16 protein-coding genes and 1 tRNA gene are annotated in these 26,758 nt (G+C 48.8%); 5 read left to right on the top strand and 12 right to left on the bottom strand.

The window, feature by feature from the left end:
• Positions 1-6: 6 nt before the first annotated feature.
• Positions 7-738: a hypothetical protein gene (locus GWG06_RS13530; protein WP_160713854.1), complete on the bottom strand. Its 732-nt coding sequence runs from the start codon at positions 736-738 to the stop codon at positions 7-9.
• Between the two features lie 122 nt (positions 739-860).
• On the opposite strand from GWG06_RS13530, the gene GWG06_RS13525 reads away from it, so the two are divergent.
• Positions 861-1,616 carry a DUF1345 domain-containing protein gene (locus tag GWG06_RS13525; RefSeq protein ID WP_202183021.1) on the top strand — a complete coding sequence of 252 codons (756 nt, stop codon included), beginning with the start codon at positions 861-863 and terminating at the stop codon, positions 1,614-1,616.
• Positions 1,617-1,681: 65 nt separating this feature from the next.
• Positions 1,682-1,753 (top strand) — tRNA-Glu (locus GWG06_RS13520).
• 118 nt (positions 1,754-1,871) lie between these two features.
• On the opposite strand, the gene GWG06_RS13515 is transcribed toward GWG06_RS13520, so the two are convergent.
• The 4 genes from GWG06_RS13515 to GWG06_RS13500 form a co-directional block, all read right to left on the bottom strand.
• Positions 1,872-3,503 carry a RagB/SusD family nutrient uptake outer membrane protein gene (locus GWG06_RS13515; protein ID WP_160713853.1) on the bottom strand — a complete coding sequence of 544 codons (1,632 nt, stop codon included), beginning with the start codon at positions 3,501-3,503 and terminating at the stop codon, positions 1,872-1,874.
• An 11-nt stretch (positions 3,504-3,514) separates the two neighbouring features.
• The gene (locus tag GWG06_RS13510; protein ID WP_160713852.1) at positions 3,515-6,829 is read right to left on the bottom strand and encodes a TonB-dependent receptor; all 3,315 of its coding nucleotides are present in this window, start codon (positions 6,827-6,829) and stop codon (positions 3,515-3,517) included.
• A 218-nt stretch (positions 6,830-7,047) separates the two neighbouring features.
• The gene (locus tag GWG06_RS13505; protein ID WP_160713851.1) at positions 7,048-8,025 is read right to left on the bottom strand and encodes a FecR family protein; all 978 of its coding nucleotides are present in this window, start codon (positions 8,023-8,025) and stop codon (positions 7,048-7,050) included.
• A gap of 51 nt (positions 8,026-8,076) precedes the next feature.
• The gene (locus GWG06_RS13500; protein WP_160713850.1) at positions 8,077-8,679 is read right to left on the bottom strand and encodes an RNA polymerase sigma factor; all 603 of its coding nucleotides are present in this window, start codon (positions 8,677-8,679) and stop codon (positions 8,077-8,079) included.
• 202 nt (positions 8,680-8,881) lie between these two features.
• On the opposite strand from GWG06_RS13500, the gene GWG06_RS13495 reads away from it, so the two are divergent.
• A complete protein-coding gene (locus GWG06_RS13495) occupies positions 8,882-12,034 on the top strand; it encodes a sensor histidine kinase (RefSeq protein WP_160713848.1) in 3,153 nt (1,050 codons plus the stop codon).
• A 125-nt stretch (positions 12,035-12,159) separates the two neighbouring features.
• Here the strand turns inward: GWG06_RS13495 and GWG06_RS13490 are convergent, their stop codons facing one another.
• The 5 genes from GWG06_RS13490 to GWG06_RS13470 are packed head-to-tail and all read right to left on the bottom strand — an operon-like array spanning position 12,160 to position 17,899.
• The gene (locus GWG06_RS13490; protein WP_160713846.1) at positions 12,160-13,563 is read right to left on the bottom strand and encodes an MBL fold metallo-hydrolase RNA specificity domain-containing protein; all 1,404 of its coding nucleotides are present in this window, start codon (positions 13,561-13,563) and stop codon (positions 12,160-12,162) included.
• Positions 13,564-13,595: 32 nt separating this feature from the next.
• Positions 13,596-14,069 carry a DUF4442 domain-containing protein gene (locus GWG06_RS13485; RefSeq protein ID WP_160713844.1) on the bottom strand — a complete coding sequence of 158 codons (474 nt, stop codon included), beginning with the start codon at positions 14,067-14,069 and terminating at the stop codon, positions 13,596-13,598.
• Between the two features lie 45 nt (positions 14,070-14,114).
• Complete coding sequence (locus tag GWG06_RS13480; RefSeq protein WP_160713842.1) at positions 14,115-14,645, bottom strand: thioredoxin family protein; 531 nt, start codon at positions 14,643-14,645, stop codon at positions 14,115-14,117.
• A 29-nt stretch (positions 14,646-14,674) separates the two neighbouring features.
• Positions 14,675-16,666 (bottom strand): polyphosphate kinase 1, encoded by a 1,992-nt coding sequence (gene ppk1 / locus GWG06_RS13475; protein WP_160713840.1) that lies wholly within the window; start codon positions 16,664-16,666, stop codon positions 14,675-14,677.
• A gap of 6 nt (positions 16,667-16,672) precedes the next feature.
• A complete protein-coding gene (locus GWG06_RS13470; protein WP_160713838.1) occupies positions 16,673-17,899 on the bottom strand; it encodes a Pycsar system effector family protein in 1,227 nt (408 codons plus the stop codon).
• Positions 17,900-18,220: 321 nt separating this feature from the next.
• Here GWG06_RS13470 and GWG06_RS13465 point away from each other — a divergent pair, with 321 nt between their 5' ends.
• On the top strand, positions 18,221-19,072 hold the full coding sequence (locus tag GWG06_RS13465) for a hypothetical protein (RefSeq protein WP_160713836.1): 852 nt from the start codon (positions 18,221-18,223) through the stop codon (positions 19,070-19,072).
• Positions 19,069-22,722, top strand: a complete 3,654-nt coding sequence (locus tag GWG06_RS13460) for a BamA/TamA family outer membrane protein (RefSeq protein WP_160713834.1) — start codon at positions 19,069-19,071, stop codon at positions 22,720-22,722. Before GWG06_RS13465 ends, GWG06_RS13460 begins: the two co-directional genes overlap by 4 nt.
• Positions 22,723-22,921: 199 nt before the next feature.
• Here GWG06_RS13460 and GWG06_RS13455 read toward each other — a convergent pair whose 3' ends face one another.
• Both GWG06_RS13455 and lysA read right to left on the bottom strand, forming a co-directional pair.
• Positions 22,922-25,246: a GAF domain-containing protein gene (locus GWG06_RS13455; protein WP_127038677.1), complete on the bottom strand. Its 2,325-nt coding sequence runs from the start codon at positions 25,244-25,246 to the stop codon at positions 22,922-22,924.
• Positions 25,247-25,494: 248 nt separating this feature from the next.
• A complete protein-coding gene (lysA, locus tag GWG06_RS13450) occupies positions 25,495-26,715 on the bottom strand; it encodes a diaminopimelate decarboxylase (protein WP_160713832.1) in 1,221 nt (406 codons plus the stop codon).
• Between the last annotated feature and the right edge of the window lie 43 nt (positions 26,716-26,758).

The following is a 26,758-nucleotide window of genomic DNA, read 5'->3' as shown; positions in this document are numbered from 1 at the left end:
TGATTTTTATAGCGTACCTACCGTTATATCCAGGCAGCCGGATTGATTGTCATATATCACATTGATACCCTTGCCGCCTTTGCCGCCGGCTGCGAACCTTATCCCTGAACGCTGCAACGTATAACCTTTGCTGACAAGAAAATCTGTCATCTGCTGAGCTACCTTCTGTCCATTACTTGTATTTAAGACGTATATATTGAAACAGCTGAAAGCAATATTATTTTCTTTTTCCAGTTTATCTATCAGTTTTAAAAGTTCGTTTTCCTCTCCGGATGCAAAGGTTTTTTCTGCAATTACCGTTACATCCCCGTTGATGCCGTTGTTATTTCCCTGAACAATATGATTGCTATTGTCCGCCTTATTGTTTTCACCGCCGATAATGCCATTGTTAGTACCGGTATTCACGTTTGCTTCATTTTTACCCGACTGGTTTTTCTGTACCGGTACAACTGGCTTTTCTTTAGCCGGCGCAGCTTTCGGAGCCGGAGGAGTATTGTTTATATAAACAGTATCAGTCTGTTTCTTTAGCAGCGAATCCTTTACCTGTGTGTGGGATTTTTCAAAGGAAAAACCCATCAAGGAAACCTTGCCATTCGTAGTATAAACATATATACCCGCTATCAATCCAGTTATAAGCAAGACAATAATCAGCACCCTGACAATCGGGAAATGTTTGATAATAAGGTCAGGCCAGCTGTGACCTGTTTGTACAGGAGGTTTTTGAGGCGTATTTTCCATCAGTGATCTGGTTGTTTGGAGTTAACCAAAGATAAGTAATTCAGCCGATGTGAAGTTTTAGCTGATAGTATGTATGCCGCATGCTGCTAATAGCTTATTTTTAGTAGCGTAAATATCATCCTATGGTTAAAAGGAAGAAAGCTGTCAGCATACTGCTGAACCTCCATCCGCTGGAACGTGTGATGGTCAGTCTGGGAACAACGCTGCTCATGTTGCTGGTATTACTGCTTTTTCCTCATTCCATCCGTAATCCGCTGGTGTATTATATGTTGCTGTGGGATGTATTTGCGCTTTCCTATATCGCTACGGGATGGATCGTATTTTTCAAACGCCCGGTGACGGGCATCCGCGAATGGGCGCGTGTGGATGACGGCAGCCGGTTGTTTGTGACGGTTATTGTACTCATTGCTTCCTTCTCCAGTATGGTGACCATCCTGCTGCTCATGCTGTCGCACGGGGAAGACGGAGGCATGTACCTGCCGGTATCCGTTACAGGGATGCTGGCCTCCTGGTTTATGGTGCATACTACTTTTACTTTTCATTATGCAAACCTGTATTACGATGACGATAAACTGGATAATACGAAACATGCCGGCGGACTGGAATTTCCTGATGAAAAGAAACCGGATTACCTGGACTTCGCCTATTTCTCCTTTGTGATAGGGATGACTTTCCAGGTGTCTGACGTACAGATAGATGCGCGGACCATCCGCCGTACGGCGCTGGTGCATGGATTATTGTCATTTATTCTCAATACCTTTGTAGTAGCGCTGACGATCAATCTGATTGCAGGATTAAAGCCATCGTCCGCGCATATGCAACCACCTGTAAAACCGGTGGTTACGATGCAGGAAACAGCGCCTTCAAAAGATTTTTAAAAAAAGTTGAAGAAAAATTTTGCAAAGAAAAACAATTACCTATCTTTGCAATCCCAATCGAAAACGCCGCGTTGGTCAAGGGGTTAAGACGCCTCCCTTTCACGGAGGAATCACGGGTTCGATTCCCGTACGTGGTACAAAAAAAGTAAAGGACTTCTGAAAAGAAGTCCTTTTTCGTTTGTAGCCAGTATACGCTTTCCGATCCGGCCACCGGTTGCCCGGCAGCCAGCCTGAAAGCGACCTTTATGAAGGGTTTTACCATCCGTTGTTTTGCTGCAGCTGCTTATCCTTATCTACTTCCGACTGGGGGATAGGCATGTAATACATCTTCTGCTGAAATATCCTGCTGAATACTTCCACAATTTTATAGCTGCTGCCATCCGGTGTCCATTCAATACCGTGCGTATAGCCGTTGAGGTGAGTCTCCCCGGTTTTCCAGCGCCGGATATCAAAGAAGCGGTGTTCTTCGAATGCCAGCTCTATTTGCCTTTCATGGCGGATACGTTTGCGCATGGCAGCCTTATCCAGTCCGGCCGGCAGGGCAGGCATACCTGAACGTGCCCGGATCAGGTTGATGTAGGTATAAATCAACGGGTCCTGCGATGGGTTCGCAGTGACTTCATTCGCCGCTTCTGCATAGTTGAGGTACATCTCGGCCAGCCGGAACCATACCCAATACATCGTTCTGCCGGCGCCGGTATTCAGGTTGATATTTTCATTGATGTATTTGCGCAAATAATAGCCCGTAGTGGTCGCATTATTGGAGGTGCGGATCCCATCTATGCCGGTGGTGCTGCAGTCCAGTTTACGGCCTTTAAATGGCTGTCCGTGATAAAGTACGGATGCGTAGAAGCGGGGATCGCGGTTTTCATATGGTCTGGCAGCATTGTAAACAGAACCGGTGTCAGTAATCAGGAGGCCGTCGCTGGTTTCATAGGCATCCGCCATTTCCTGGGTAGGCACGGTATTGCCCCAGCCGGAATTACCCGGCGGGAAGAATGCCTGTTCCAGTGATTTGCCGGCGCCGAAGTTCAGGGACATAATCAGTTCCGGGTTGCCGTAGTCCTGGAATATCTGCTGGTAGTTTATCACCTTGTCAGTATTCTTCGTATACAAAGCGTAAGCGTTAAGATCTATCACCGCTTTCGCTGCCGCCGCGGCCTTTTGCCACCTGGCGGCATTATCGGCGCTGTTGAGCGGGCTGGCAGCATACAGCAGCAGCCTGGATTTCAGCGCCATGCACATGCCCTTCGTAGCCCTGCCATAACCAGTACCGGCATCAAAGGTTACCGGCAGCAGCTTAATAGCTTCATCCAGTGATTTCTCCAGAAAAGCTACACATTCATCATAGCTGTTACGCGGCAGCTGCAGGTTTTCATTGACATCCAGCGGCCGGTCTGAAATAATGAAGGGACCGAAAAACTTCAGCAGGTCAAAGTAAAAGAAGGAGCGGAGAAAGAGTGCTTCGCCGCGGAGGCGCTGCTTCAGCTGTTCGTCTGCCTCGCCATTAGCCGGTACTCCGCCGATGTTTGCCAGCAACAGGTTCGTTTTTCGTATATTCTTATACGTATTTGCCCAGGAAGGAGAACTCACCGGGAAATAGGACGCATTGTAACCACCACCATTAAATTCTTTCGCCTGTTGTTTGAAGGTTGGCTCGCCTTCGTCTGATAAAGCATTCAGGCTCACAAATTCACCTACGCGGTCAAATCCGTTGGGAATGCCGGTGTAGATGTTGTTTACAAATTTTTCGGTGAAGTCCAGGCTGCTGAAAACCTGTTCTTTACTGATGTTTTCGTTGGTGGCGATATCCAGGAATCCTTTTTTGCAGGAGCTGAAAAAAATGCCGGAGCCCATCACCAGGTATAATAAGTACGTATGTTTCATAGTGAATTGCATTAGAAGTCGAGCGTGAAACCAAAGTTGTAAACCAGTTGTTGCGGATAGGTGCTGCGGATACCGCCTGATGCATACTCCGGATCGGTAACCTTCAGCTTATCCCAGGTAAGCAGGTTTTGTCCGTTGGCAAATACACGCAGATTGGACAGTCCCACTCTTTTCAGCACCTGTTGCGGCAGCGAGTAACCTATTTCCAGGTTTTTCAGACGCACATAATCACCTGATTTAAGCATCATGGTAGAGATACGGTGGTTGTTGGCATTGAAGGAAGTGGACAACCTTGGCCAGGTAGCAGTTCCGGCGGTTTCCGGCGTCCATCTGTCCAGGTGGTATTTCATGGCGGTGCCCAGCTGATAGAATTCGAAGATGCCCCATCCGCTCAGGTAAACGCTGCTGTTTGCCGCTCCCTGTATGAGCATGCTGAAATCAAAATTCTTGTAGTTGCAGCTCAGCGTAATGCCATACTGTATTTCAGGAATAGCTGCATAACCGATCGGCACCTGGTCAAAAACATCTACTACGCCATCGTTATTCACATCCTTGTATTTAATATCTCCGGGCCTTACTACGGAAACGAAGGTCTGCTTCGGGCTTTTATCTATTTCTTCCTGGTTTCTGAAGAAGCCTTCGGCTATCAGTCCGAAGTTCTGACCTACACGCTGACCGGTCTGCGCGAGGTAGGGATATTTAGGCGTAGGCTCATCCATCTCTTCTATCCGGTTACGGTTGTATTGCATATTACCGCGTATCATCCAGGTGAAGTTTTTACCGATGTTGCTGGAATAGCTGGCTTCTGCCTCAAAACCTTTGTTAATTACCCGGCCCTTGTTCAGCGGCGGATTGTTGGGGAACCCGGTGAAATCCGGGAGGGTATTGGCGTTGATGAGAATGTCGCGCCGGTTTTCGTGGAAGAGGTCCACATTGACGCGCAGTTTGTTATGCAGGAATTTTGTTTCTATACCGATGTTGGATTTATAACCTTTTTCCCATGTAATCATTTCATTACCCAGATAACCTTCATTGATGCCGGAAGTTCCGTTGGGCGGATTGCCGAAGCTGCCGCCGCCGCCGTCAGCATAATAGCTCTGGAAGAGGAAGCGGGAACCTCCCAGCTGATCGTTGCCCACCACGCCGTAGGAGCCGCGGATTTTCAGATAATCGAGGAAGGAGGTAGCGCCTTTCATAAAATGTTCTTCTGAAACCAGCCACCCTGCAGAGAATGCCGGAAAGAAACCAAAGCGCCGTCCTTTGATGAAATTCTCGGAACCATTATAACCAAAGGTGAATTCAGCAAAATATTTGCTGCGGAAATCGTAGGTGCCCCTGCCGGAAATGCCCTGCAGCGCAAAAGGGAGCGCACCGCCGGAGAAACGTTTGGTCTGCGTGTATAACAACAGCCCGGTAACGTTGTGATCTTCCCCAAACTTACGCGCATAGTTCAGGCGGCCCTGGAAGGTGGTAAAACGGTCAAGCCCATAGGAAGCGGCCACCGGATTAAGTTTCCCTCCCTGGCGCACGGGCTGTTTGTTTACAGTACCATCGGGATTGAGCGCATAGGCGAAATAATTTTTAGAGCGCGTCTGCGTCTGGCTGTAGTTGGCGTCGTAGCTGATATTGGCGGAAGCAGACAACCCTTTCAGAAAATGATCCAGTTTCTGTGTAATGCTGAAGAACCCCTGTGCATACCCGTTGTAATAGATAGCATAGCCTTTGTCTGCCAGCTCTGCCACCGGGTTGTTGGTCAGCAGGGAAGATGCGCCCCAGGAGCCATCAGGATTATAAATAGGAGCCAGGTTAGGGGTAAAGCGGACAATAGAGAAGAAGGGGTCATTATCATAGGGGGCTTCATTGCGCTGCCCGAAGCTGCCGGAGAGATCCAGGCGTACCACGGTAGATTTGGTTACATCGATATCCACATTGGCGCGGAAGTTAGCGCGGTTGTACCGTGTATTGGTTTTGTAGTTATAGGCGTTAGGGAAATTTTTATAGATCCCGTCCTGGCCGAGGTAAGTTCCGGAGATGAAGAAGCGCGCAAACGGTGAACCGCCGCTGATAGTCAGGTTGTACCTGTCCATGGCGGAAGAGGAGCGCAGCAGCAGATCTGCGAAATTGTTATCCGGATATTTATAGGGATCGGTATGGTTTTTATAACCGTCGAGGTCAGCAGGACTGTACTTTTCCGCCAGCCCTTCATTACGCAGGGCTTCATTGTACAGGGTTGCATATTCGTAGGAGTTAACTACCTCAAAGAGGCGGGTAGGTTTCTGAATGGCGCGTTGTGCGGTGAAGGAAATAGAAGGAGCCCTGGTGGCGGAGCCGCGGCGGGTAGTTACAAGCACTACGCCGTTGGCGCCCCTGATACCGTAGATAGCAGTAGCGGTAGCGTCTTTAAGAATGGTGACAGCATCTACATCACCAGGTTCTATGTCGGAGAAGGCCCTGCCTTCCACGCCATCTACTACGATGAGGGGAGCGGCATTGCCGGCGGAAAGGGTGGATACGCCGCGGATGTATAGCTGTGACTGATCTGCCCCTGGCTTGCCGCTGCGCTGCACGGTAATCAGGCCGGGGAGCCTTCCGGCGAGGGCGTTGTTCAAATTGGCTACAGGACTCTGTTTCAGCTCACGGGTACGCACGGTGGCAATAGCGCCTGTTACACTTACCTTCTTCTGTTCTCCGTAAGCTACTACCACGACTTCGTCCATACCCTTAACGTCTTCGGCTAAACGAATAGTCAGTTGCGATTCGCCGCCGGCTTTTATTTTCTGTGTGAGAAACCCCATGGAGCTGATGATCAGTATATCGCCGGCTTTTACCTTCAGCTGGAAATTACCGTCGCCATCGCCGATAACGCCGCGGGTGGAGTTTTCTATTTTGATGTTAACAAAAGGAATAGCGGTATTGTCGCGATCATTCACTACGCGGCCCTTCAGCTGAAATTCGCCACCCTGCTGGTATGCAGCAGGAGCGGCGTTATCAGTTGTTTCCTGGGGTACTGGCTTGAATACGGCAATATGATTGGCCGACTCCCTGAATGAAAGGCCTGTGTTCAGCAGCAGATGCTGCAGAATATTTCCGACTGTTTCCCTATTAAATTTTTTGTTGACAACAGTAAATGGTTTCAGTTCGGCAGGATTGAAAACGAAGGAAATGCCGGCGCTTGTCCGCAGCTGCAGCAGCGCTTCGCCCAGCGGTATTTTTTCTACGCTGATAGTTACCCTGGTATTTGTCAGCTGTTGTCCGTGCAACGGAATAGCTGTTAACAGCGAGGTGCTCAGCATTACAGTCAGCAGCACCAGTACAGAAACTCTCATAAATCTGATCAGGATTTTTGGTAGCTTAATTTTCATACATTTGAATTGGTTTTTGTGTGATTAAAAGGCATGCGAAACCCGCTTCAGCAAAGTACCCACGGCCAAATGGAAAACTTTGTTGAATAGAATGACGGGCTGCTCCCTGCACGGAGCAGCTTTGTTTTTACAGGAGATGTTTTACATTAGTGGTTGTCGATTTGGTTGATGATAATGATTACTTATTTGATAATGACCTGTTCTCCGGAAATTTCATACGTGATCTGATAAACTAACTTCAAGGTTTCCAGCAGCTGCTGCAGGTTATCCTGCCTGCTGAAGGTGATGGTGATACTACGATTTTTCAGTTGTTCCCCGTTGATGATAACCCTTTTCTGAAAGGTGTTTTCCAATGCTATACCCAGTTCGCTGAAGCTGCGGTTGTCCAGTGCCACGGTGCCGGTGAGCCACCCGGAAGTGCTGACCGGACTGGCTTTTACCGCTGTCGTTTTCATGGTTCCTTTCTCTATGCTGATACCCTCATTTTTTTCCAGCGTTTGTATATGTTGTTCATTTTTCTTCAGTAATACTTTCCCTTCCTGTACCAGCAGCAATTCATCGCTGATCTGCTGCCTGCTTTTTACAGAGAACGCCGTGCCGATGTCCTGTACCTGTAATCCGCCGGGGAGCCTTACTTCAAAAGGTACATCCGCACGATGCACTACATTGAAAAATACTTCTCCTTCTTCCAGCACTACCTGTCTGGATTGTCGGAATTTTCGTATATACTTTACCGTTGTACCTCCGTTCAGCCACATCTGTGTGCCATCCGGTAACGCTACTTTTTTTACTGCCCCCAGCGGCGTGGATACTTCCAGCCAGTCCGGCGTGCTGATATAACGCCAGATGCCGAAGCTGCCTGCCAGCAGCAGCAGCCCTGCAGCCACTCCCAGCATTTTTTTCCACAGCGGAAAAACAGGCGCCGGAAGATCGCTGACAGGAGACAGGCGCTGGCGGAATGTGGCCGAAGCAGCTGCTACATCGGTCAGTTCAGCCTGTATGTACAACACCAGCTCTCTGGCCTGCATAACATCCTGCCTGCGGCCGGGATTGTCTGCCAGCCATTGTTCCCAGCGGGCGGTGGCTTCAGGCGCCTTTCCACTGCAGTACAGCAGAAAGGAATCATCCCTGATAAAATCTTCCGGATCTTGATATTCCATGGGCATATATTAGTAAGAAGAGAAGAACAGTGAATTTTTCCCAAAAGAATTTTATCTTTTTTCAAAATAAAATAACAGCAGGGTAATCACCGGTACCCCTTTCAATTCGGCAGACAATACTTTCATGGCGTTGTAAATAGTATTGTAGATAGTTTTAACAGCAATGCCGGTGGCGGCTTCCATCTGTTCATAGTTCAGCTGATCGTAATAGCGCATGCGTATCAGCTGCTGCTGACGGCCTGTTAATTTAGACAGCGCCTGCTGTACCCGCTGGCGTATCTCAGTAGTATGCTGAATAGCAATCAGCATCTCTTCCTGCGATGGAATGCTCTGTGCTGAAATGCTTTGCAGCAGCTCGTCTTCCAGGTATTGTACCTGTGTTTTGTTGCCAGTCTGCTGATAGAATTTTCTGCGCAGGCAGGCGAAAAGATAGGCCCGCGTATTGGCTACAGGTTTCAGCTGACGGCGTTTCTCCCATAAATGCAGAAATATATCGTTAATCAGGTCTTTGGAATAGTCAAGGTCTTTGCTCAGCTGAATGCCATAGGTAAGCAGGTCGGTATAGTGTTTCTCATACAGTATTACAACGGCGCCTGCGTCATCATGACGGATACGTTCCCATAATACATCCATTTCAGGTGATAAATTGTTCACTGCCGTGATTTTTAATACTGGTTACGATTAAAGCTATTTTAAATTTCCATTGGGTAAGCGTATGATATTCTCCAAATAGAATAGTATCTTAACAAGATGAACAGGGAAGGGGGCAGGCTTTCTGCCGGATTCACCGCTACATTTAGTATTTTTATTCCCACAGCTACTTTTTCAGACCGCGATGACCCAAAAGCGCATATATGTGAATGCCCCTAAACAGTGTGATGCCACCAGGTTTTTAATATTCCTGTTGTCATGGTTGTTATGTGTACAGGTAACGCGGGCACAGCAGGCCTCCTGGCATTTTTCCCATCTGGATATCAGTACCGGCCTGGCCAGCAATCATGTATCTGCCATACTGCAGGACCGCAAAGGGTTTATCTGGATCGCCAGTACTGCCCTGCAGCGCTATGACGGTACCAACCTGGTCACTATTGCCAACTTCGACCGGGTACCGGGTTCTATCTATTATGATGATATATGTTTGTGTGAAGATAAAGATGGCCGTATCTGGATGGGAACCCCGGAAAATATTCGTGTATATGATCCCGTTACAGGCCGCCTGAAAACAGTGAAGGTAGCTGACAGACCGGATCTGCCCGAAGGACTGAAATGTACCAATATCCTGCAGGATCATGCCGGCGTTATATGGGTCACCACGCTCGACGGCCTTCTCCGCTTCGATGAAAAGGAACAGGTCTTCCGGCGCGCCACCTTCATTCCGGAGGCCGACCGCCGGCAGATGCAGGACGGTATTATGGAAGATAAAGACGGAAACCTCTGGATCAGCGGACTTCATGGCCTGTATATACTGGACAGGCAAAGGAAACACCTCCACAGCGCCCGCAATAACCCGCGCCACCTGCCTGTACTGGAAATAGATAACAGCTTTAAAAAAATATTTACGGATATCCGTCACCGTATCTGGCTGGCAGGGCGCCGCGGAGAGCTTTACTGCTATGAACCCGCCACCCGCCGCCATAAGAAATTTTTCTTCCCCGCCACCAAAGAACCGCATCTCTACGACGCCATCTTTGATATCGCTACTGACGGAGAAAACCAGCTATGGGTAGCTACAGAACAGGGCGGGATTTACCGGTTCAATGCCGCCAGGGATACTTTCGATGTAAATATCACCGGAGATAATTCTGATGACCGCAGTTTTCATTATGACTATGAAGCCAACTGCTTCCTGAGCGACCGCGAAGGGCACCTCTGGATAGGTACCGATCACGGAGTGAACATACTCAGCATGCATAACAGCACCTTCCGCATGCTGGACCACCGCACCACTTTTGAACATACCCGCGAAAAGTTGCCCGCCGCCGAAGTTACAGGCATTTACCAGGCTACCAACGGTGACGTATATGTAGGATACTGGGGTAAAGGATTCAGCCGGCTTTCAGCGCAGCTGCAGCTGCTGTCAGGCTATATGCACAGCCATCACGAACAGGCTGGCATCCCCGAAGAACGTTCCCTGGTATGGAGTTTCGCAGAACTAAAAAACGGTACGGTACTGGTAGGACAGGAAAACGGTTACCTCTCCCTGTTCAACCCCGCCACTGGTACCTTCACCCGGCACCTCAGCTCACCGGCGCTGAATGAACAAACATTGCTGTACCTACTGCCGCAACACGATACCGTAGTGTGGATCGGATTGTATAAACAGGGACTATCCAGCTGGAACCCGCAGCAGAACAGCTTTAACTACTATCATGAAATTACGGATTCCCTGAAGCGCCCGGTATCTGTTATGCATATCATTCCGCGGAATGATTCCATCTTACTGCTGGCAACCACTACCAGCGGACTTATTCAGTTTAACACACGTACCCGTAAAATAACCGGCAGGCAAACCTTTAAATGGGGCACGCATAACTACAGCAATGTAACCGGGTTGTTCAGATACAATGACAGTATCCTGCTGGCGGGTACTGACCACGGGTTGTGGATAGTAAATGTGAACAACAGCACCTATCATCCGCTGCAGATAAACAGGCAGCTCTTTGATGAATGGGTCCTCAGCATGAAGGAAGATACGCCCGGCAGAATATGGTTTACCACTCCCTATGGCTTTTACCGGCTGAAACTCCCGAAGGAGCGCCTGGAGAGCTTTGTACAGGGAGAAGAAATCATCGGCAATAACAGAAAGGTACGCCGGCAGATAGTAAAGTTACAGGACGGCCGGCTGCTGGTAGGCGCACCGGATCACTTCGTGGTGTTTGATCCCAACATATTACAGGTATCACCGCCTCCACCGGATGTCACTATCGTAAATATGAAAGCGCTGGACAGCAACATCCTCATCGGTGCGGCCATCCGGGACCAGGCGCCGGTAATGCTGACACACCGCCAGAACTTCATCAGCATAGAGTTTAAAAGTCTGCAGTACCACCACGAAAAAATCCGCTATCTCTATAAACTGGAAGGCGTTGATGAAGACTGGGTACGTGCAGAAGATATGCTGGTAGCGAAGTATACCAACCTGGCTCCGGGAAATTACACTTTCCGCGTGCAGGCCGTGAATACCGCCGGCACCTTTTCCAATAATATCAGTGAGCTGGAAATCTTCATCAGGCCTGCTTTCTGGCAAACGCCCTGGTTCCGCCTCTTATGCCTGCTGCTGGTGGCAGCTCTCATCTACCTGTACTTCAGATTACGCATCGCCACCGTTAAAAAGGAAGCGCAGCAGCGGGAAGAAATACAGCAGCAGATGGCGCAGCTGGAAATGAAGGCGCTACGCGCACAGATGAATCCGCACTTTATCTTCAATGCGCTCAACTCCATCCAGACTTTCATGATGAAAAGCGAAACAGAACAGGCATTGTCCTATCTGAGCCGCTTTGCACGGCTCATACGCAACGTGCTGGATAACTCGCAGCTCAATAATATTCCCGTCTCGCGGGAAGTGGATATGCTCGTGAATTATATGGAGCTGGAAAAACTGCGCTTCACCGATCAGTTCGAATACCACGTTGTTATTGACGATAACCTGGATGCAGACCTGGTGGAGATTCCGACCATGATTATGCAGCCTTTCGTGGAGAACGCCATCTGGCATGGGCTCCTGCACATCAAATCAAAGGGGAAACTGACCATCACCTTCTCCATCCTGCATCGCATGGTATTATGCACCATCGAAGATAACGGTATTGGCAGGGCTCAATCTGCCGCCATGAAAAACAACAGGGAACAACACCATTCCCGCGGATTACAGATTACCCGCGACCGGTTACAATTATACAACAGCCGTTTCAATGTAGATGCCAGCTTCGATATAGAAGACCTGACCGATAGTTGGGGAAGGCCCACCGGAACAAGGGTTAATTTGTGGTTCCCGCTGGTAGAAGAGTAGAATATGTGGTTATTTGGTTATTTGATTATTTGAGATTTGTATTTCATCAGGAACTGCCTTCTGAAGAACAAGAGCCATCATGATTGGAGATAAATCTCAAATAATCAAATAATCAAATAACCAAATTATCTCAATCCTATCTCATAGTGTCTCTCCGGGATTTCTATATCCAGGAATCCTTTTTTGAAGAGCCAGTTTTTGAAGATGAGCTGTACATCGTATTCTCCGTGTACGAGGAAAAGTTTTTTTATTTCCCTGGGGTCCTGGCAGGAGAGCCACTGGCTGAGGTCTTCGTAGTCGCCATGGGCGCTCATAGATCGGATTACGCCTACTTCAGCTTTTACTTCGTAGCGGTCGCCATAGATGGATACTTCTTTTGCGCCGCGCATGAGGCGGCCGCCGAGGGATTGTGGTTCGCAATAGCCGACGATGAGAATAGTGTTGCGTTCTTCATCGATGTTATTGGCGATATGATGTTTTACGCGTCCTGCTTCGGCCATGCCGGAGGCGGAAATGATGACGCAGGGCTCTTTCCGGAAGTTGAGCATTTTAGACTCGTCTACGGATTTAACGTAGCGGAGGCCGGGGAAATCGAACGGGTCATCATCTCTTTTGAGCAGGTCTGATACGTCGCGGTTGAAAACTTCGGGATGTGCTTTGGTAACGGCCGTGGCTTCGGTAGAGAGCGGGCTGTCCACAAATATATCCACCCTGGGGAGTTTGCCGTTGAGTTGCGCTTTGTTAAGGGCGTAAAGCAGTTCCTGGGTGCGGCCAACGCTGAAAGCGGGGATGATGAGTTTCCCTCTTTTCTGGATGCATGTTTTCTCTATGTAACGCAGCAGCTCATCATCGGCTGGGGCGGCATCGGCGTGCAGGGTGCTGCCGTAGGTAGATTCAATGAGGATATAGTCTGCCTGTGGATAGGTGGCCGGCGATTTCAGGATGGCATCATTGTACCGTCCGATATCGCCGCTGAAGGTGATCTGTTCCGTTTTGCCGTTTTCGGTAATGCGCAGGTGCACGGAAGCGGCGCCAACAATGTGGCCGGCGTCGGTGAACATGAGCTGAATATCTTCATCTATTTTAATCCAGGTGTTGTATCCTGTCGGTTTCAGCGAGTGTATGGCTCTTTTGGCATCATCAACTGTATAGAGGGGAAGTATGTAGGGTTGTCCTTCCTTTGCTCTTTTTTTGTTGGTGAATTTTACATCGTCTTCCTGTATTTCTGCGGAGTCGAGCAGGAGTATTTCGGTCATGTCGCGGGTGGGGGCAGTGCAGTAGATGCTGCCTGCATAGCCCATCTTCACGAGCCGGGGGATAAGGCCGGAGTGATCGATATGCGCATGGGAAAGTACCATGTACGTGACTTCCTGCGGATCAAATCCAAAGTCTCTGTTCAGGTCATCGGTTTCCTTGCCCATACCCTGGAACATACCACAATCCAATAATATCTTTTTCCCGTTTTTCAGGGTGATGAGGTGTTTGGAGCCCGTAACAGTACGGGCGGCGCCATGAAATGCTATTTTCATATCCTTATTTTAAGGGTGATATTGCTCACCATTTACGATTTACCTTTAAAAGACCAGGTGATGTCGAAGGAGGCAATTAGTGTGCCTGCTTTATCACGGCCTTCACTGCGGACAGTTATTTCTACTGCCGTTGGTCCGTTCATCGCCTTTTCTATGGCTGCTTTCAGCAAGGGCACCTCTGCGCAGGTAAACAGGGTGATGCCGGAAGCCTTTTTCACAAAGGAGGCTTCCATTTTGGTAACTAGCATGGATATACGTCGTGATGCACTCTGAACATACATGGATGCCGGCAGACCGGTACTTAGCTCCCCGGCCATGGCCAGGCAGGCGAAATAGGTGGAACGGAAAGGATTCTGTGAAAGCCAGCGGTAAGGAACAGCGGTTACACATCCGGTTTCGCTGAGCGATTGTACCCTTACCCCGGAAAGCCATGCTGACGGAATCTTCCAGAACAGGTAGGCTGAAAACTTAAACGGATGCTGTGCAAACTTTATGAAAGATTGCACAGCATCCGTTTTAAATGTAGTAATGCCGTTATTCATGGCGAGATGTTATTCATTGATATAATTCGCCGGCAGCAATGCTGCAGGTGACCACTGTTTGAAGAATTCCATCAGTTTCTTTTTATCATAGGAGTCCGCTGATTCCAGCAGGCCTGAATTCTGCGTATGCAGGCGGTTGCCCTGTGCATCCAGTATTACCAGTACCGGGAAACCGAAGCGCTGCGGATATCCCAGCTCCTTCAGGATAGGAAGATTTTTATTTTCTTTGCTGTAGTTGAGATGATATACTACATAATTCTTATCTGCAGCAGCTTTCAGATCCGCGTCATCTGCCACGAATTTATACAGGCGCTTGCACCAGATGCACCAGTTACCACCGATCTGCAGTAATACATGTTTCTTTTCGGCGGCGGCCTTTTTCACGGCGGCAGCAATATCAGCTTTGGCGTTGGCAGCAGGATTGTAAATGTGCTCCAGGTCATGTGCTGCAGTAGCGGGCGTCGTAGCCGTTACCTGTGCCTGTGTGGCAGGAATGGCTACAGCGAGGCTTAGCAGCAATGTCCATACTATCTTCTTCATAAAAAAACTTTTAAATCGTACTATCTAATTTACATTATATTTTGCACATAGGACTGAATCGCCTGCTGCGCATGTTGAGGATCTTCCAGTTGCAGGCGCAGTATATCTTTCAGCTGCTGTTGCAGGGCGGTATCATATACCTGTACACATACTTCTATGCGGCGGTGCAGATTGCGGTTCATCCAGTCGGCAGAGCCGATATAGGTTTCTTCTCCGCCATTATTATGGAATACAAATACGCGGGCATGTTCCAGGTAACGGTCTACAATCCGCGTGATGCGGATATTTGCGCTTTCCGGAATACCGGGCACCAGGCAGTTGATGCTGCGGACAATCAGTTCTACCTGTACGCCGGCCAGGCTGGCCTCATACAGTTTGGCGATCATTCCTTTTTCCTGGAGGTTGTTTATTTTGATAATCATCCTTGCGGGCCTGCCTTCGCGGGCATGGGCTATTTCACGGTCTATCAGGGCGGTGAATCTGCTGATCATATTAAACTGAGCTACCAGCAGGTGTTCAAATTTCAGAAACCGGTAACCATCGGGCTGCTCGCGGCTCTGCAGGTAAAGAAACAGTAATTCCATTTCGCGGGTGATACCTGCATGGGAAGTAAACAGCACATGGTCTGTATAAAAACGGGCGGTGCTTTCATTGAAGTTACCTGTGGCAATGAGGCCGGAGTAATCCCATTCGTATCCACGGCGGCGCTTTACCAGCGCTGTTTTGGCATGTACTTTCATGCCAGGAATGCTGTAAATGATTTTTACGCCGGCTTCTTTCATCCGTTTAGACCAGCGGATGTTATTGGCTTCGTCGAAGCGGGCTTTCAGTTCCACAAATACCGTTACCTGTTTGCCGTTGCGGGCAGCGCTGATCAGGGCCTGGGCTATCTGCGAGCCGGAGGCGATGCGGTAAAGCGTGACATAAATCTCCTGTACGTCTCTGTCTGTAGCAGCTTCGTTAAAGAAGCGGAGAATATGATTGTATTGCTGATAGGGAAGATGAATGAGTATATCCTGCTGCTGGATAAGGTTCAGCAGGTAGTCTGTTCCTGCCGCAGCGGGATTGTCGGCCGGAGTAACGCGTGGATACAGGGCGTCGTTCCAGCCGGCGGGCATGGGAAGGTCTGCCAGGTCCCTGAGGTTATGGTAGCGGCCTCCGGGAACCTTTTCATTATCGGCTACGCCGAAGCGGGCAGCCAGGAACTGCAGCAGCTGGACGGGCATCTCCGCATCATAGAGGAAGCGGGTAGGCACCCCCAGCTCACGTTTACGGATCAACGTTTCCACTTCTTCCAGGATATCGCCTTTCACTTCGTCCATATCCATTTCCGCATTGCGGGTGAGTTTGAAGCTGTGGCAGCCCTGTATGGTATATCCCGGAAACAGATAGGAAAGATGCGCGCGGATAGCATCGTCCAGGAAAGCGATGTTAAATACGCCATCTCCGGAGGGCAGGGTGATAAAGCGTTTCAGCGCAGCGGGAATGTTGACCAGCACATAGCGCAGCGCCTGCGGATCATTATCCGGTATTAAGGTAACGGCATGATACAGCGCATTGTTTTCCGGGAAGAAGTCATCCTGTGAACCGTTCAGCCATACCGGCTGCAGATAAGCGAGGATATTGGTCAGGAAATATTCTCTGGTGGCAGCGGTGAAGGCGGCATCCGGCGGTGTTTTATACAGCAGCGTTACGCCTTTCTGTGCTAATGCAGGGAGTATGCTGCCGGTGAATATCTTCCCGTATTCTTCCTGCTGGCGGTTGATTTCCTGCAGCACTTCCCGGAGAGTATCGGAGGTCAGTGCTTCATCGTTGCCGGCTGCCGGATCTTTCTCCAGTACTTTGTTGATGGCCAGCACCGCCGGCATGCGTACTTTGAAGAACTCGTCCAGGTTGGAGGAGAAGATGGAGAGAAACTTAATGCGTTCGTAAAGCGGCACCTGTTGGCCAGCCGCCATCTGCAATACCCGGTAATTAAATGACAACCAGCTCAGATCGCGGTTATATAAAGGAACGTCCATGAATTGTTAGGCTTTTACCGGAAAGAAAATAGCAGCTGTCATAAATGCCAGCACAGATGCGATCAGGCCGTACATAAATACGTTATAGGATATACGCAGCAGCTTGTATTTGTGGCCCAGCACAACGCCCAGGCTGTATACGTCTTTGGTCATACTGCCATAGAGGAAGTCTGCGTCTTCCATCATCTGCTGCATTCCCCATTGGTATTCTTCCAGCTTCATCCTGTAAAAATTGCCGAAGAACAGCAGGTTGGTCTTTTTATTCGCGATATCGTCTTTCGTAAATACCCCGCTGGTAATATTCGGGCGGGTGGCGAGTACTGAAAATATGATGGTGATCACTGAAGTAGTCAGGAAGATGATAGCCGGGATAATCATATTGGGATAGTCTTCCAGGCGGCGCACCAGTACGGTGAGCATAAATGATATCACGATGGAATTTACCGAAATCATGATATGGGCTTTGGTATCGGCCATGGAGCTGAGCCGGATATGGTTGGTGGAAGTGATCCTGAACATGGTTTCTATACCGCGTTCCGGCTTCTTGACTTTCTTGTCTTTTTTCTCTTTATTATCCTTTTCTTCTTTCACGGGTATATTGGTTGTGATGGCTGCTGCAGGGCTTTCTGCCGATTTTTTTTCCAGCTTTTTATGCAGCTTGTCTATGTTTTCTTCTTTCTGTTGTTTGCTTAATGTCTGTACGTAATCAGTCCAGTAATGATGGCTGGTGAGAAAGGTGATATTATTGGCGATCCAGGCGGTAGCCGGAATATCCTTGTTGTAAACCTGCTCAATTTCCTGTCGGAGCAGTTTGTTCCTGTCGGCGAAATCTTTGGAGCCGAGATGGAAGAGGTCTGCATCGCAGACAATCATTTCCACCAGCGTCTTCGGGGATTGCGGCATTTTGGTTGCCAGGATGGAGCCCTGTACCATTGTTTTAATATTTTCAGGCGCCTGTTGTCCGTCCAGGAAACGACCGGCTTCTGCCGCTCCGTTGCTTTCATGCTCTTTGCCTTCGCCCAGCAGGTAGCCGGTATCATGGAACCATGCAGCAATATAAACGGCGGCCAGTTCTTCTTCCTGCAGGCGGTAATGCGCCGCTATCTGCGAAGCTGCCTGTACTACCTGCTTCGTGTGTTCCATATTGTGATAAACAAGATCCGGGCGGGGATGCTGCTGATACATGTTCATCACATAGTCTCTGGCGGCATCAATGAGTGTGCTATACTGCATATGAATTTTTTTTGTCTGAGAACCGATCATTTGAGATGTGCCGGAAGCGGAAATATCTTTTTTTATCAGACATTTGCGCCGTTGATTTTCAAAGACAGGCGGAGCATATCGCCTGCTTCTTCCCTGTTTTCAGATGATCAATCTCCTGGATACCGGGACTTGTTATGTAAGCTGTCATCATTTAAAACACCAAAGATAGGTGTATTCATCTGCGCATCGCACGCAGCTGCATTTCAAATGATAGCATCTCAGATATCCAAATCTCAAATATCCCTGAAGTTACTGCATTTTTGAGTTAAATTTATGCTATAAAGTCGCTGTATGTACATTAGAACCCTGCTGATCATATCAATATTGTTACACGCCTGCAATACTTTTGGCGACCGGGAACAAAAAGTATATTCTTCTCCCTCCGGATATAATCTGAAAGAGCCGGTACGTTTCAGGGTCCGTGAATCTATGCAGGAAATTTCCGGTATAGAGCTGTTTCCTGATGAACACCGTATTATGGCAGTGAACGATGAGGAAGGGAAAGTTTTTGAGATAGATGTCACCACCACACAACCTTATCCTTCCTGGAAATTTGCCAAAAACGGCGACTATGAAGACATTTGTAAAACAGACAGCGGCTGGTTCGTACTGAAAAGCAACGGCTCCCTGTTTGAAGTGCATGGCCTGTTTACAGACAGCGCCTCCAGCACGCATTACAAATTCCCGAAAGATGGTAAACGTGAATTTGAAGCCACTTATTATGACCGGAACCAGAATGCTGTCATCCTGCTGTCGAAAAATTCGGCGGAAGATAAAAAGACCGGACAATCCAGTGCTTTCAGGTTCAACCTCGCCACGCGTACTTTCGATTCCACTGCCATCTATCATTTCGACAGCCGTGAAATAGCTAAACTGGCGGGCAATGACATGCGCTTCTTTAAACCTTCCGCCGCCGCCATACATCCGGTGGAAAAAAGACTGTACATCATCGCCTCCGTAAACGGCCTGCTGGTAATCAGCGATCTGCAGGGGCACATACAGGAAGCCTATAACCTGAAACACCGGCTGTTCCTGCAACCGGAAGGACTGGCCTTTGCACCAGGCGGCGATATGTATATCTCTAACGAAGGCGGCTACGACGGCGTCGCCAATATTCTTAAATTTACCTACAAGCACCAATGATAAAGAGAGCCATCATTACAGCCTTCCTGTTACTGCTGATAAGCCATCTGCTGCCGGCACAGCGTCCGGCTGTAATTAAACGTATCATCCTGATCGGTGATGCCGGCGAACTGCACAACAACCACCGGAATCCCGTGGTAGATGCCGTCCGCAAACTGTATGACCTGCAGGAAGATAAAAATACCATCCTCTTTCTCGGCGATAACGTATATCCGAAAGGGTTACCCGACTCAACAACACCGGCCTACCCTGACGCAAAAGAGATACTGGACTATCAGATTAACCTTGTCAGAGGTACCAACACCCGCGGTATCATCATTCCCGGTAATCACGACTGGGCCAAAAGTAAACCTGATGGCTGGCAGACGATCCGTAACCAGCAGCAATACGTAGATTCCCAGCTCCTGGATAATGTCACCTTCCTGCCGAAAGACGGATGCCCCGGCCCCGTAGAAGTGAAGATATCCGATAGTATTACCCTTGTGGTGATGGACAGCGAATGGTGGGTATTCCCTTACTCCAAGCCCGGTGTGGAGTCCGACTGCGATTGCAAGGATAAGGATGAAGTGCTCACCCGCCTGTCAGAAATTGTAGCGCTGAACCGTAACAAACTGCTCATATTTGCCACACACCATCCTTTCAGGAGCTATGGTATTCACGGCGGCTATTATACTATCAAACAGCACATCTTCCCGCTTACCGACCTGAAACCCTGGCTGTATGTGCCATTGCCGGTAATAGGCTCTATATATCCTTTTGCCCGTGGCGTGCTGGGTACGCCGGAAGATCTTCCCAATCCCAAATACCAGGAAATGGTAAAAGGGGTGGAAGCTGCCTTCAAACCACATGGCCCGGTGATCTTCGTATCCGGTCACGATCATACGCTGCAGCTCATCAAAGATCAGCAGAACGCCTATGTGGTGAGCGGTAGCGGCGCCAAAAACAACCGCGTGAAAAAAGGACGCAAATCCCTGTATGCTACCTGCGACAACGGCTTCAGCGTACTCGAACTGCTGGCAGACAATACTGTACGCGTGCAGTATTATCTTGCGGATGACCTGTCAGGACCTGCTTTCAGCGATACGCTGCTGCATATGGAAGATCTTGTAAAACAAGCACGCAGTTACAGCGCCCCGGCAACCCTGCCTCCCTATATCACCATGGCCGCCGATACACAGTACGCTGGCGTAAACCGCTTTCACAAATTTCTCCTGGGTAGCAACTACCGCGAAGTATGGAACACCAAACTGAAATTTCCCGTACTGGATATAGGCACTGCCAAAGGCGGACTGAAAATTCTGCAGCGCGGCGGTGGTAAACAAACACATTCCCTCCGCCTGGCAGACAGCTCCGGTACGGAGTATGCCATGCGCTCCCTCAAAAAATTCCCGCTGGCAGCCATCCCGGAAATGCTCCGTGAAACAATTGCCCGCGAAGTGGTACAGGACCAGATCTCCGCCGCCAATCCCTACGCGCCCCTGGCTGTAAGCGTGCTGGCAGCAGCTGCCGGCGTACCACATACTCATCCCACCTTCGTATATCTTCCCGCAGATACCGCCCTGGGCGTGTATGCCAATGACTTCGGCGGAGAAGTTTATCTCTTCGAAGAGCGGGAACCAGTGACAGGGAAAAATGATAAAACCTACAGCACACCTAAAGTACTGGATAAAATATGGGGAGACAATGACGTGCATGTGGATCAGAAAGCAGTGCTGCGCGCACGCATCTTCGATACCTACATCATGGACTTCGACCGCCACGATGACCAGTGGCGGTGGTACAAGGAAAAACATAAAGGTCAGGAGTACTATCTGCCCATTCCCCGCGACCGCGATCAGGCTTTCTTTATAAACGAAGGATTGCTCCCCCGGATGATGTCGCGGCCATGGCTGCTCCCGGGCATTCAGGGCTTCCGGGATAAAATTCCGGATGTCAATGGTTTCCAGTTCAGCGCCCGCTATTTTGACCGCTCCTTCATGAATGAACTGGAGAAAAAGGACTGGGAGAAACAAACAGATAAGCTGCTGGCAAAGATGACAGACAGTGTTATCACCGCTGCTGTCAACGCCTTCCCGGATACGATCCGTACACAGGTAGGCCCTGTGATGCTCCACCGCCTGTCCGTGCGCCGCAGCATTCTGAAAGATAATATGCTTAAATACTACCGCTTCCTCGCCAAAGGCGTGGATGTTCCCGGCACCAAAAAGAATGAGCTGTTTGTTGTAAACAGAAAAGAAGGAGGAGCCGTAGCACTCGATATATTCAAGATCAGCAAAAAAGGAGAAGTAGAGCAGAACATCTACTCCCGCACCTTCGATCCGAAAGAAACCAGAGAGGTGAATGTATATGGCCTCGGTGGAAAAGACCGGTTCGTGATTAAAGGCGATCATGGCTCGCCGATACGTATCCGTCTCATTGGCGGCGCAGAAAGGGATACTTACATAGACAGCACCACGGCACGTGCGGGCAAACGTATACGTATATACGACCAGCGCAGTACCAAAGACTCCTTTGCTTTAACCGGCAACGAACAACGGCGCCTGTCCAATGACCCCGCCAATATCAGCTATAACAGAAGCGCTTTCCAGTACAATAAAACATTCCCCATGCTGGCCGGCGGTTATAACCGCGACGATGGTGTGCTGCTGGGACTGGGACTTACCATTACCCGGCACGCCTTCCGTAAGGAGCCTTTCTCTGCCAAACACGTCTTCACCGCCACCCACGCCCTTGCTACCAAAGCCTGGAATTTCCGGTATGAAGGCGAGTACACAGATGTTATTGGTAAGACGGACCTGCTGCTGCTGGCCAGAGCGAAAGCGCCCAATAATACCATCAACTTTTTCGGTTATGGCAACGAAACCGTTTTCGATAAGAGTAATAATAAAACCATCAGTTACTACCGCGCACGCTTCAACCTGTATACCGCAGAAGGACTGCTGAAAACCAATCTGAGCAATCATCTCAGCCTGGCCTACGGCGCTGCTGTCAACCATTACTCCTTCGACAAGGATGAAAACAATAACCGCTTTATCACCAGCTTCGGCCAGAATAAGCTGGACTCTGCCAGCATCTTCACCAATAAATGGTATGCCGGCGCTAAAGTTGTTGCACAGATAGATACCCGTAATAATAAACTTATTCCTACCAGAGGTATCCTGTGGACGACCTCCTTCACCGCCAACAGAGGACTGGAAGGCAGCAGCCGTAATTACAGCCAGTTGTCTTCGGACCTGAGCATGTATATGAGCTTCCGCGTACCAGCCAACATCGTGATCGTAACGCGTTTTGGCGGCAGCAAAATCTGGGGCGATTATGAATACTTCCAGGCAGTAACCGTAGGCGGTGTGCAGAATCTGCGCGGTTACCGCAACTACCGTTTCGCCGGCGGCGCAGGCGTTTACAACAACACTGAAATACGCGCCAAACTCTTCGATCTGAAAACCTACGTCCTGCCTGCACAGGTAGGCCTCCTCGTTTTCAATGATGTCGGCCGCGTATGGCAGGACAACGAAACCTCCCATGTATGGCACGACGGCTATGGCGGAGGCCTTTACCTGGCCCCGGTTAATGCGTTAATCGTCACCGCAGTGGTAGCGCATTCGAGAGAAGAAACGATTCCGTATGTTACGTTGGGATTTAAGTTTTAAATCCAATTACGAATTACGAATTATGAATTGCGAATGTAAGCGAAGATATTAGCGAATATAAAAACGAAGAACCCGTCCGGATCTAACCAGACGGGTTCTTCGCTTTTATATTCGCTAATATCTTCGCTTACATCTTTTCTTATATCTTCTCTTACATCTTCGCTGACATTCGCAATTCATAATTCGTAATTCGTAATTCTTAATCCAGATTAACTTTAACTCTAATCGCCTTCAATCCGCTCACACCCTGTAATTCTTCCAGGTCGAGCATTTCCACATCAGGGAGCAGGATATTTTTGCTTTGAAGGAAGGTGATGTATTTGCGGAGTTCCTCCATTTCGCGGACGTAGGAGTACACCATGGAGATGGTGCCCGGTTGGGTGAGTCTTTCGCCGGTATCTTTTACGTGTACCTTGTCGATACGTTTTTTGATGATCTCGTAGCGGATATTATAGGCGCCTTCCACATCAAAGCGGCGTTCATCGCTGCGGAAACTGATGGTGATAGGAGCGCTGTGCATGAGAATCATCTGGGTGGTCTGCAGCGGTACTTTCAGCTGGGACGACATCTTGTGAGTGAGCTTCGCGATGTTGGCCATTGATGTAAGCTGCCACAGGCGCAGGTTACGCAGGTAGAGATGATCAAACTTTTTCTCGTGTGCAATAGACTGGCCTATGTAAATCGTATATTCGATACCGTCAGTACGGTATTTTTCAAAGTAGCAGGGGAAGGATTGTTGTATGTATTCACGTTCCTTTTCCAGGTACTGGCTGATAGCGGTATTGACGGTAGACAGGCTTTCCTCGTATTCCCTGCGGTGATGGAAAACATGTCCCTCAGATTTGTCTATGCGGGCGAAGTAGTTTTCCAGCACAGGTTTTAGTGTTTCGCTGCCATCGCACAGGTGTTCCAGTATCGGTTGTATTTCCTGATCCATGAATTCGTTGACTTTCAGGTCTTCGCCTGCAAGCAGGTTGTGACTGAGGTTCTGGAGGAAATCATTGGTTTTGAACTGCAGTTCTTCCAGCAGCGGGAGGTGTATTTCCTCGCTGATTCGCCGGAGGGTTTCGCGGATCAGTTCCAGTTGTTCCTGCAGGTCTTCGCGGATGGCATTGCTTTGTTGTACGGAAGAGTTTCTGATATCGATGGCGCCGTAGAGCGGATATACTTCTTCGAAGGATATGTTTTCAATATCTTTTCTTTCCTCGCGTGGTGTGAGCAGGTAGTTCCAGGCCGCTTCGGTGAATTTCCATTCCACAGCGGGTTGCAGGGCCGTAAACTGGTCTTTCAGCACTTCGTTGAGACGTCCGTCCAGTATGCTCATGCTGCGGTTCAGCATCAGTACCACCAGCGGGTAGGTGGATTCCAGCTTCCAGAGCGGTTCTGCAGCGAGTGCATTACTTCTGGATGATGCCAGCTCCAGTACACCCAGTATCTCATTTTTATGGGTGATAGGGAAGAGGATGAAGCTCCTGATATTTTTTATAGGAAGATATTTCAGGAAGCCGTATGCGGCGGTAGTGCCTTCGTTGACATCCGGAATAATCAGTGGGGAGGGTTGTTCGGCAGCATGATCCAGCAGCAGCTGGAAGAAGTGCTGCTGTTGTTTTTTATTGCCGATACCCAGTATAGGATCGGTGCCGGTGAACTGGTCTTCCAGAACATTTTTGCCGTTTACTTTGGGGAAAGGCACGATATGGGCGGTCACGTCTGAAACGCCCATGATGCTGGGGATCATCTTTTCCAGGGTGCGGTAGCTTTCCACTTCGTTGTTGGCTTTCATGTTCATCACCAGGCCTTTGATGTTATTCACAATTTCTGATTGCGTAACATCTTCCACGGTCCATACTACAAAGCCTTCCAGGGAAAACTTTTCCGGCGGCAGGATGTCCTGCAGGGCTTCCGGTTGTATTTTGTACGAGCAGTAGTTGTTGTAATCCAGCGGAGGTATATCTCCTTTTACCTTCACATCCACGAAGCGCGGGTCTATATTCACTTTCACATAGCGTTTGGTACCGTCGGGCCAGTCAATGGTGTGGATGATTTCGGTCTGGTAGTTCACCGGCCAGTTGTATACGCGCTCCATAATGAGCTTGTAGAGCCAGGTGAGCTTATCTTTTTTTACTTTATTGACGGAGATGCCGTGCGGCACTACGGCCAGTTCCATTTTACCGCCGGTGAACAGCTGTTTGAACAGGTCGGAATAATAGAAGATGGCAAATTTAAAGGGCACGCCGATGCCGTATATGTCTCTGCTGGTATCTGCGGTGATGGGAAATATCGCAGCAGTAAGCAGATCCAGGTATTCTTTATAGGGGGCAAGATCGGTTGTGGCAGGGATAGGTTGCAGCGTTTCGGGATTGCTCTCGAATTTATCAATGATCATACGATAGAAAGACGACCGCGGATCAGCATCATTGGCGGCCTTTTCTTTCAGAAAGCGAAGAAAGGGTGCAAATGATATGTTGGACTCTATCAGTTTATCATCGTTAAATACACCAGGTTGTGCAGTTAAAACTTTCATATCGGGTATATAATTATAACCAAAGGCTTCGTCTTTAGTTGCGTGACATCAAAAAAAAGTGTTATTACAATTACAGTAAAGCAGTGCAGGAGTAACCAGGGGATATAATATGCAGACGTAAAGGTAGGACTAATATTTTGTGATTTTGGAATTTTGTGATTTCGTAATTTAAAAATGCAGCGAGGAAAATCATAACTGATTCATCTTCGCTGCATTTTAAATTTCAAAATAAATAAATTCCAAAATTCCTAAATTTCAATCTGGTTTTTCAGCAGGTCATCTATGGTATCCCGTTTACGGATCAGGAACGGTTTACCGTCTTTCACCATTACTTCCGCAGGTTTCAGGCGGGAGTTGAAGTTGGATGACATTTCGAAGCCATAGGCGCCGGCGTTATAGAATACCAGGAAGTCTCCTTCCCTTACTTCGTTTATTTTCCTGTCCCATCCGAAGGTATCTGTTTCGCAGATATTGCCGACTACGGTATAGATACGTTCCGTGCCTTTCGGGTTGGAGATATTGCGTATCAGGTGGAAGGCATCGTAGAACATAGGTCTGATCAGGTGGTTGAATCCTGAGTTCACGCCTACGAATACATTGGCAGTGGTTTGTTTGATGACGTTGGCTTTTACGACGAAGTAGCCGCACTGGCTGACGAGATATTTTCCCGGTTCAAACCAGAGTTGCAGGGGGCGTTCATAGTTTTTTGCGAAATTATTGAACGCGTCGCTGAGTTTTTTGCCCAGGAGGTCGATGTCTGTTTCAGGATCGCCTTGCTGGTAGGCTACTTTGAAGCCGCTGCCCAGGTCAATGGATTCCAGGTCGGGGAAATGCTGTGTCATTTCAAACATGATTTCCACGCCGCGCAGGAATACGTCTACATCCTTGATTTCGGAGCCGGTATGCATGTGCAGGCCGGTTACTTTCAGTTTGGTGGATTTCACGATCCGCTCGATGTGGCGCATCTGGTGAATGGAGATACCAAACTTGCTGTCTATATGTCCGGTAGAAATTTTAAAGTTACCGCCGGCCATAATATGTGGGTTCAGACGGATGCAGATAGGGTAGCTGTCGCCGAATTTATTCCCGAACTGTTCCAGGATAGAGAGGTTATCTATGTTGATGATAACGCCCAGGTCCTTGGCTGCAATAATTTCCTGCAGATCTACGCAGTTGGGGGTAAAGATGATGTTTTTAGGATCAAATCCTGCTTTGAGGCCGAGCTGTACTTCCTGTATGGATACCGTATCCAGTCCGCAACCAATGGAGTTGATGTACTTCAGGATATTGATATTGGTCAATGCCTTACAGGCGTAGAAAAAGCGGGTGTTAGCCTTCTGAAAAGCCTTCTGGAGCTTTTCATATTGCGTTTTAATTTTTTCTGCATGGTAGATGTATACCGGGGTACCAAATTCTTCCGCTATTTTCACGAGGAAATCTGCAGCAAGTACGTCGCTTTGTTTAGGCATTGATTACTCCTTGATTTATGTATGAGGTGGCAAAATTACTACG

It is taken from the genome of Chitinophaga solisilvae (assembly GCF_009928525.1).
Taxonomy (GTDB): Bacteria; Bacteroidota; Bacteroidia; order Chitinophagales; family Chitinophagaceae; genus Chitinophaga; species Chitinophaga solisilvae.
This window is presented reverse-complemented; position numbering and strand designations above follow the sequence as displayed.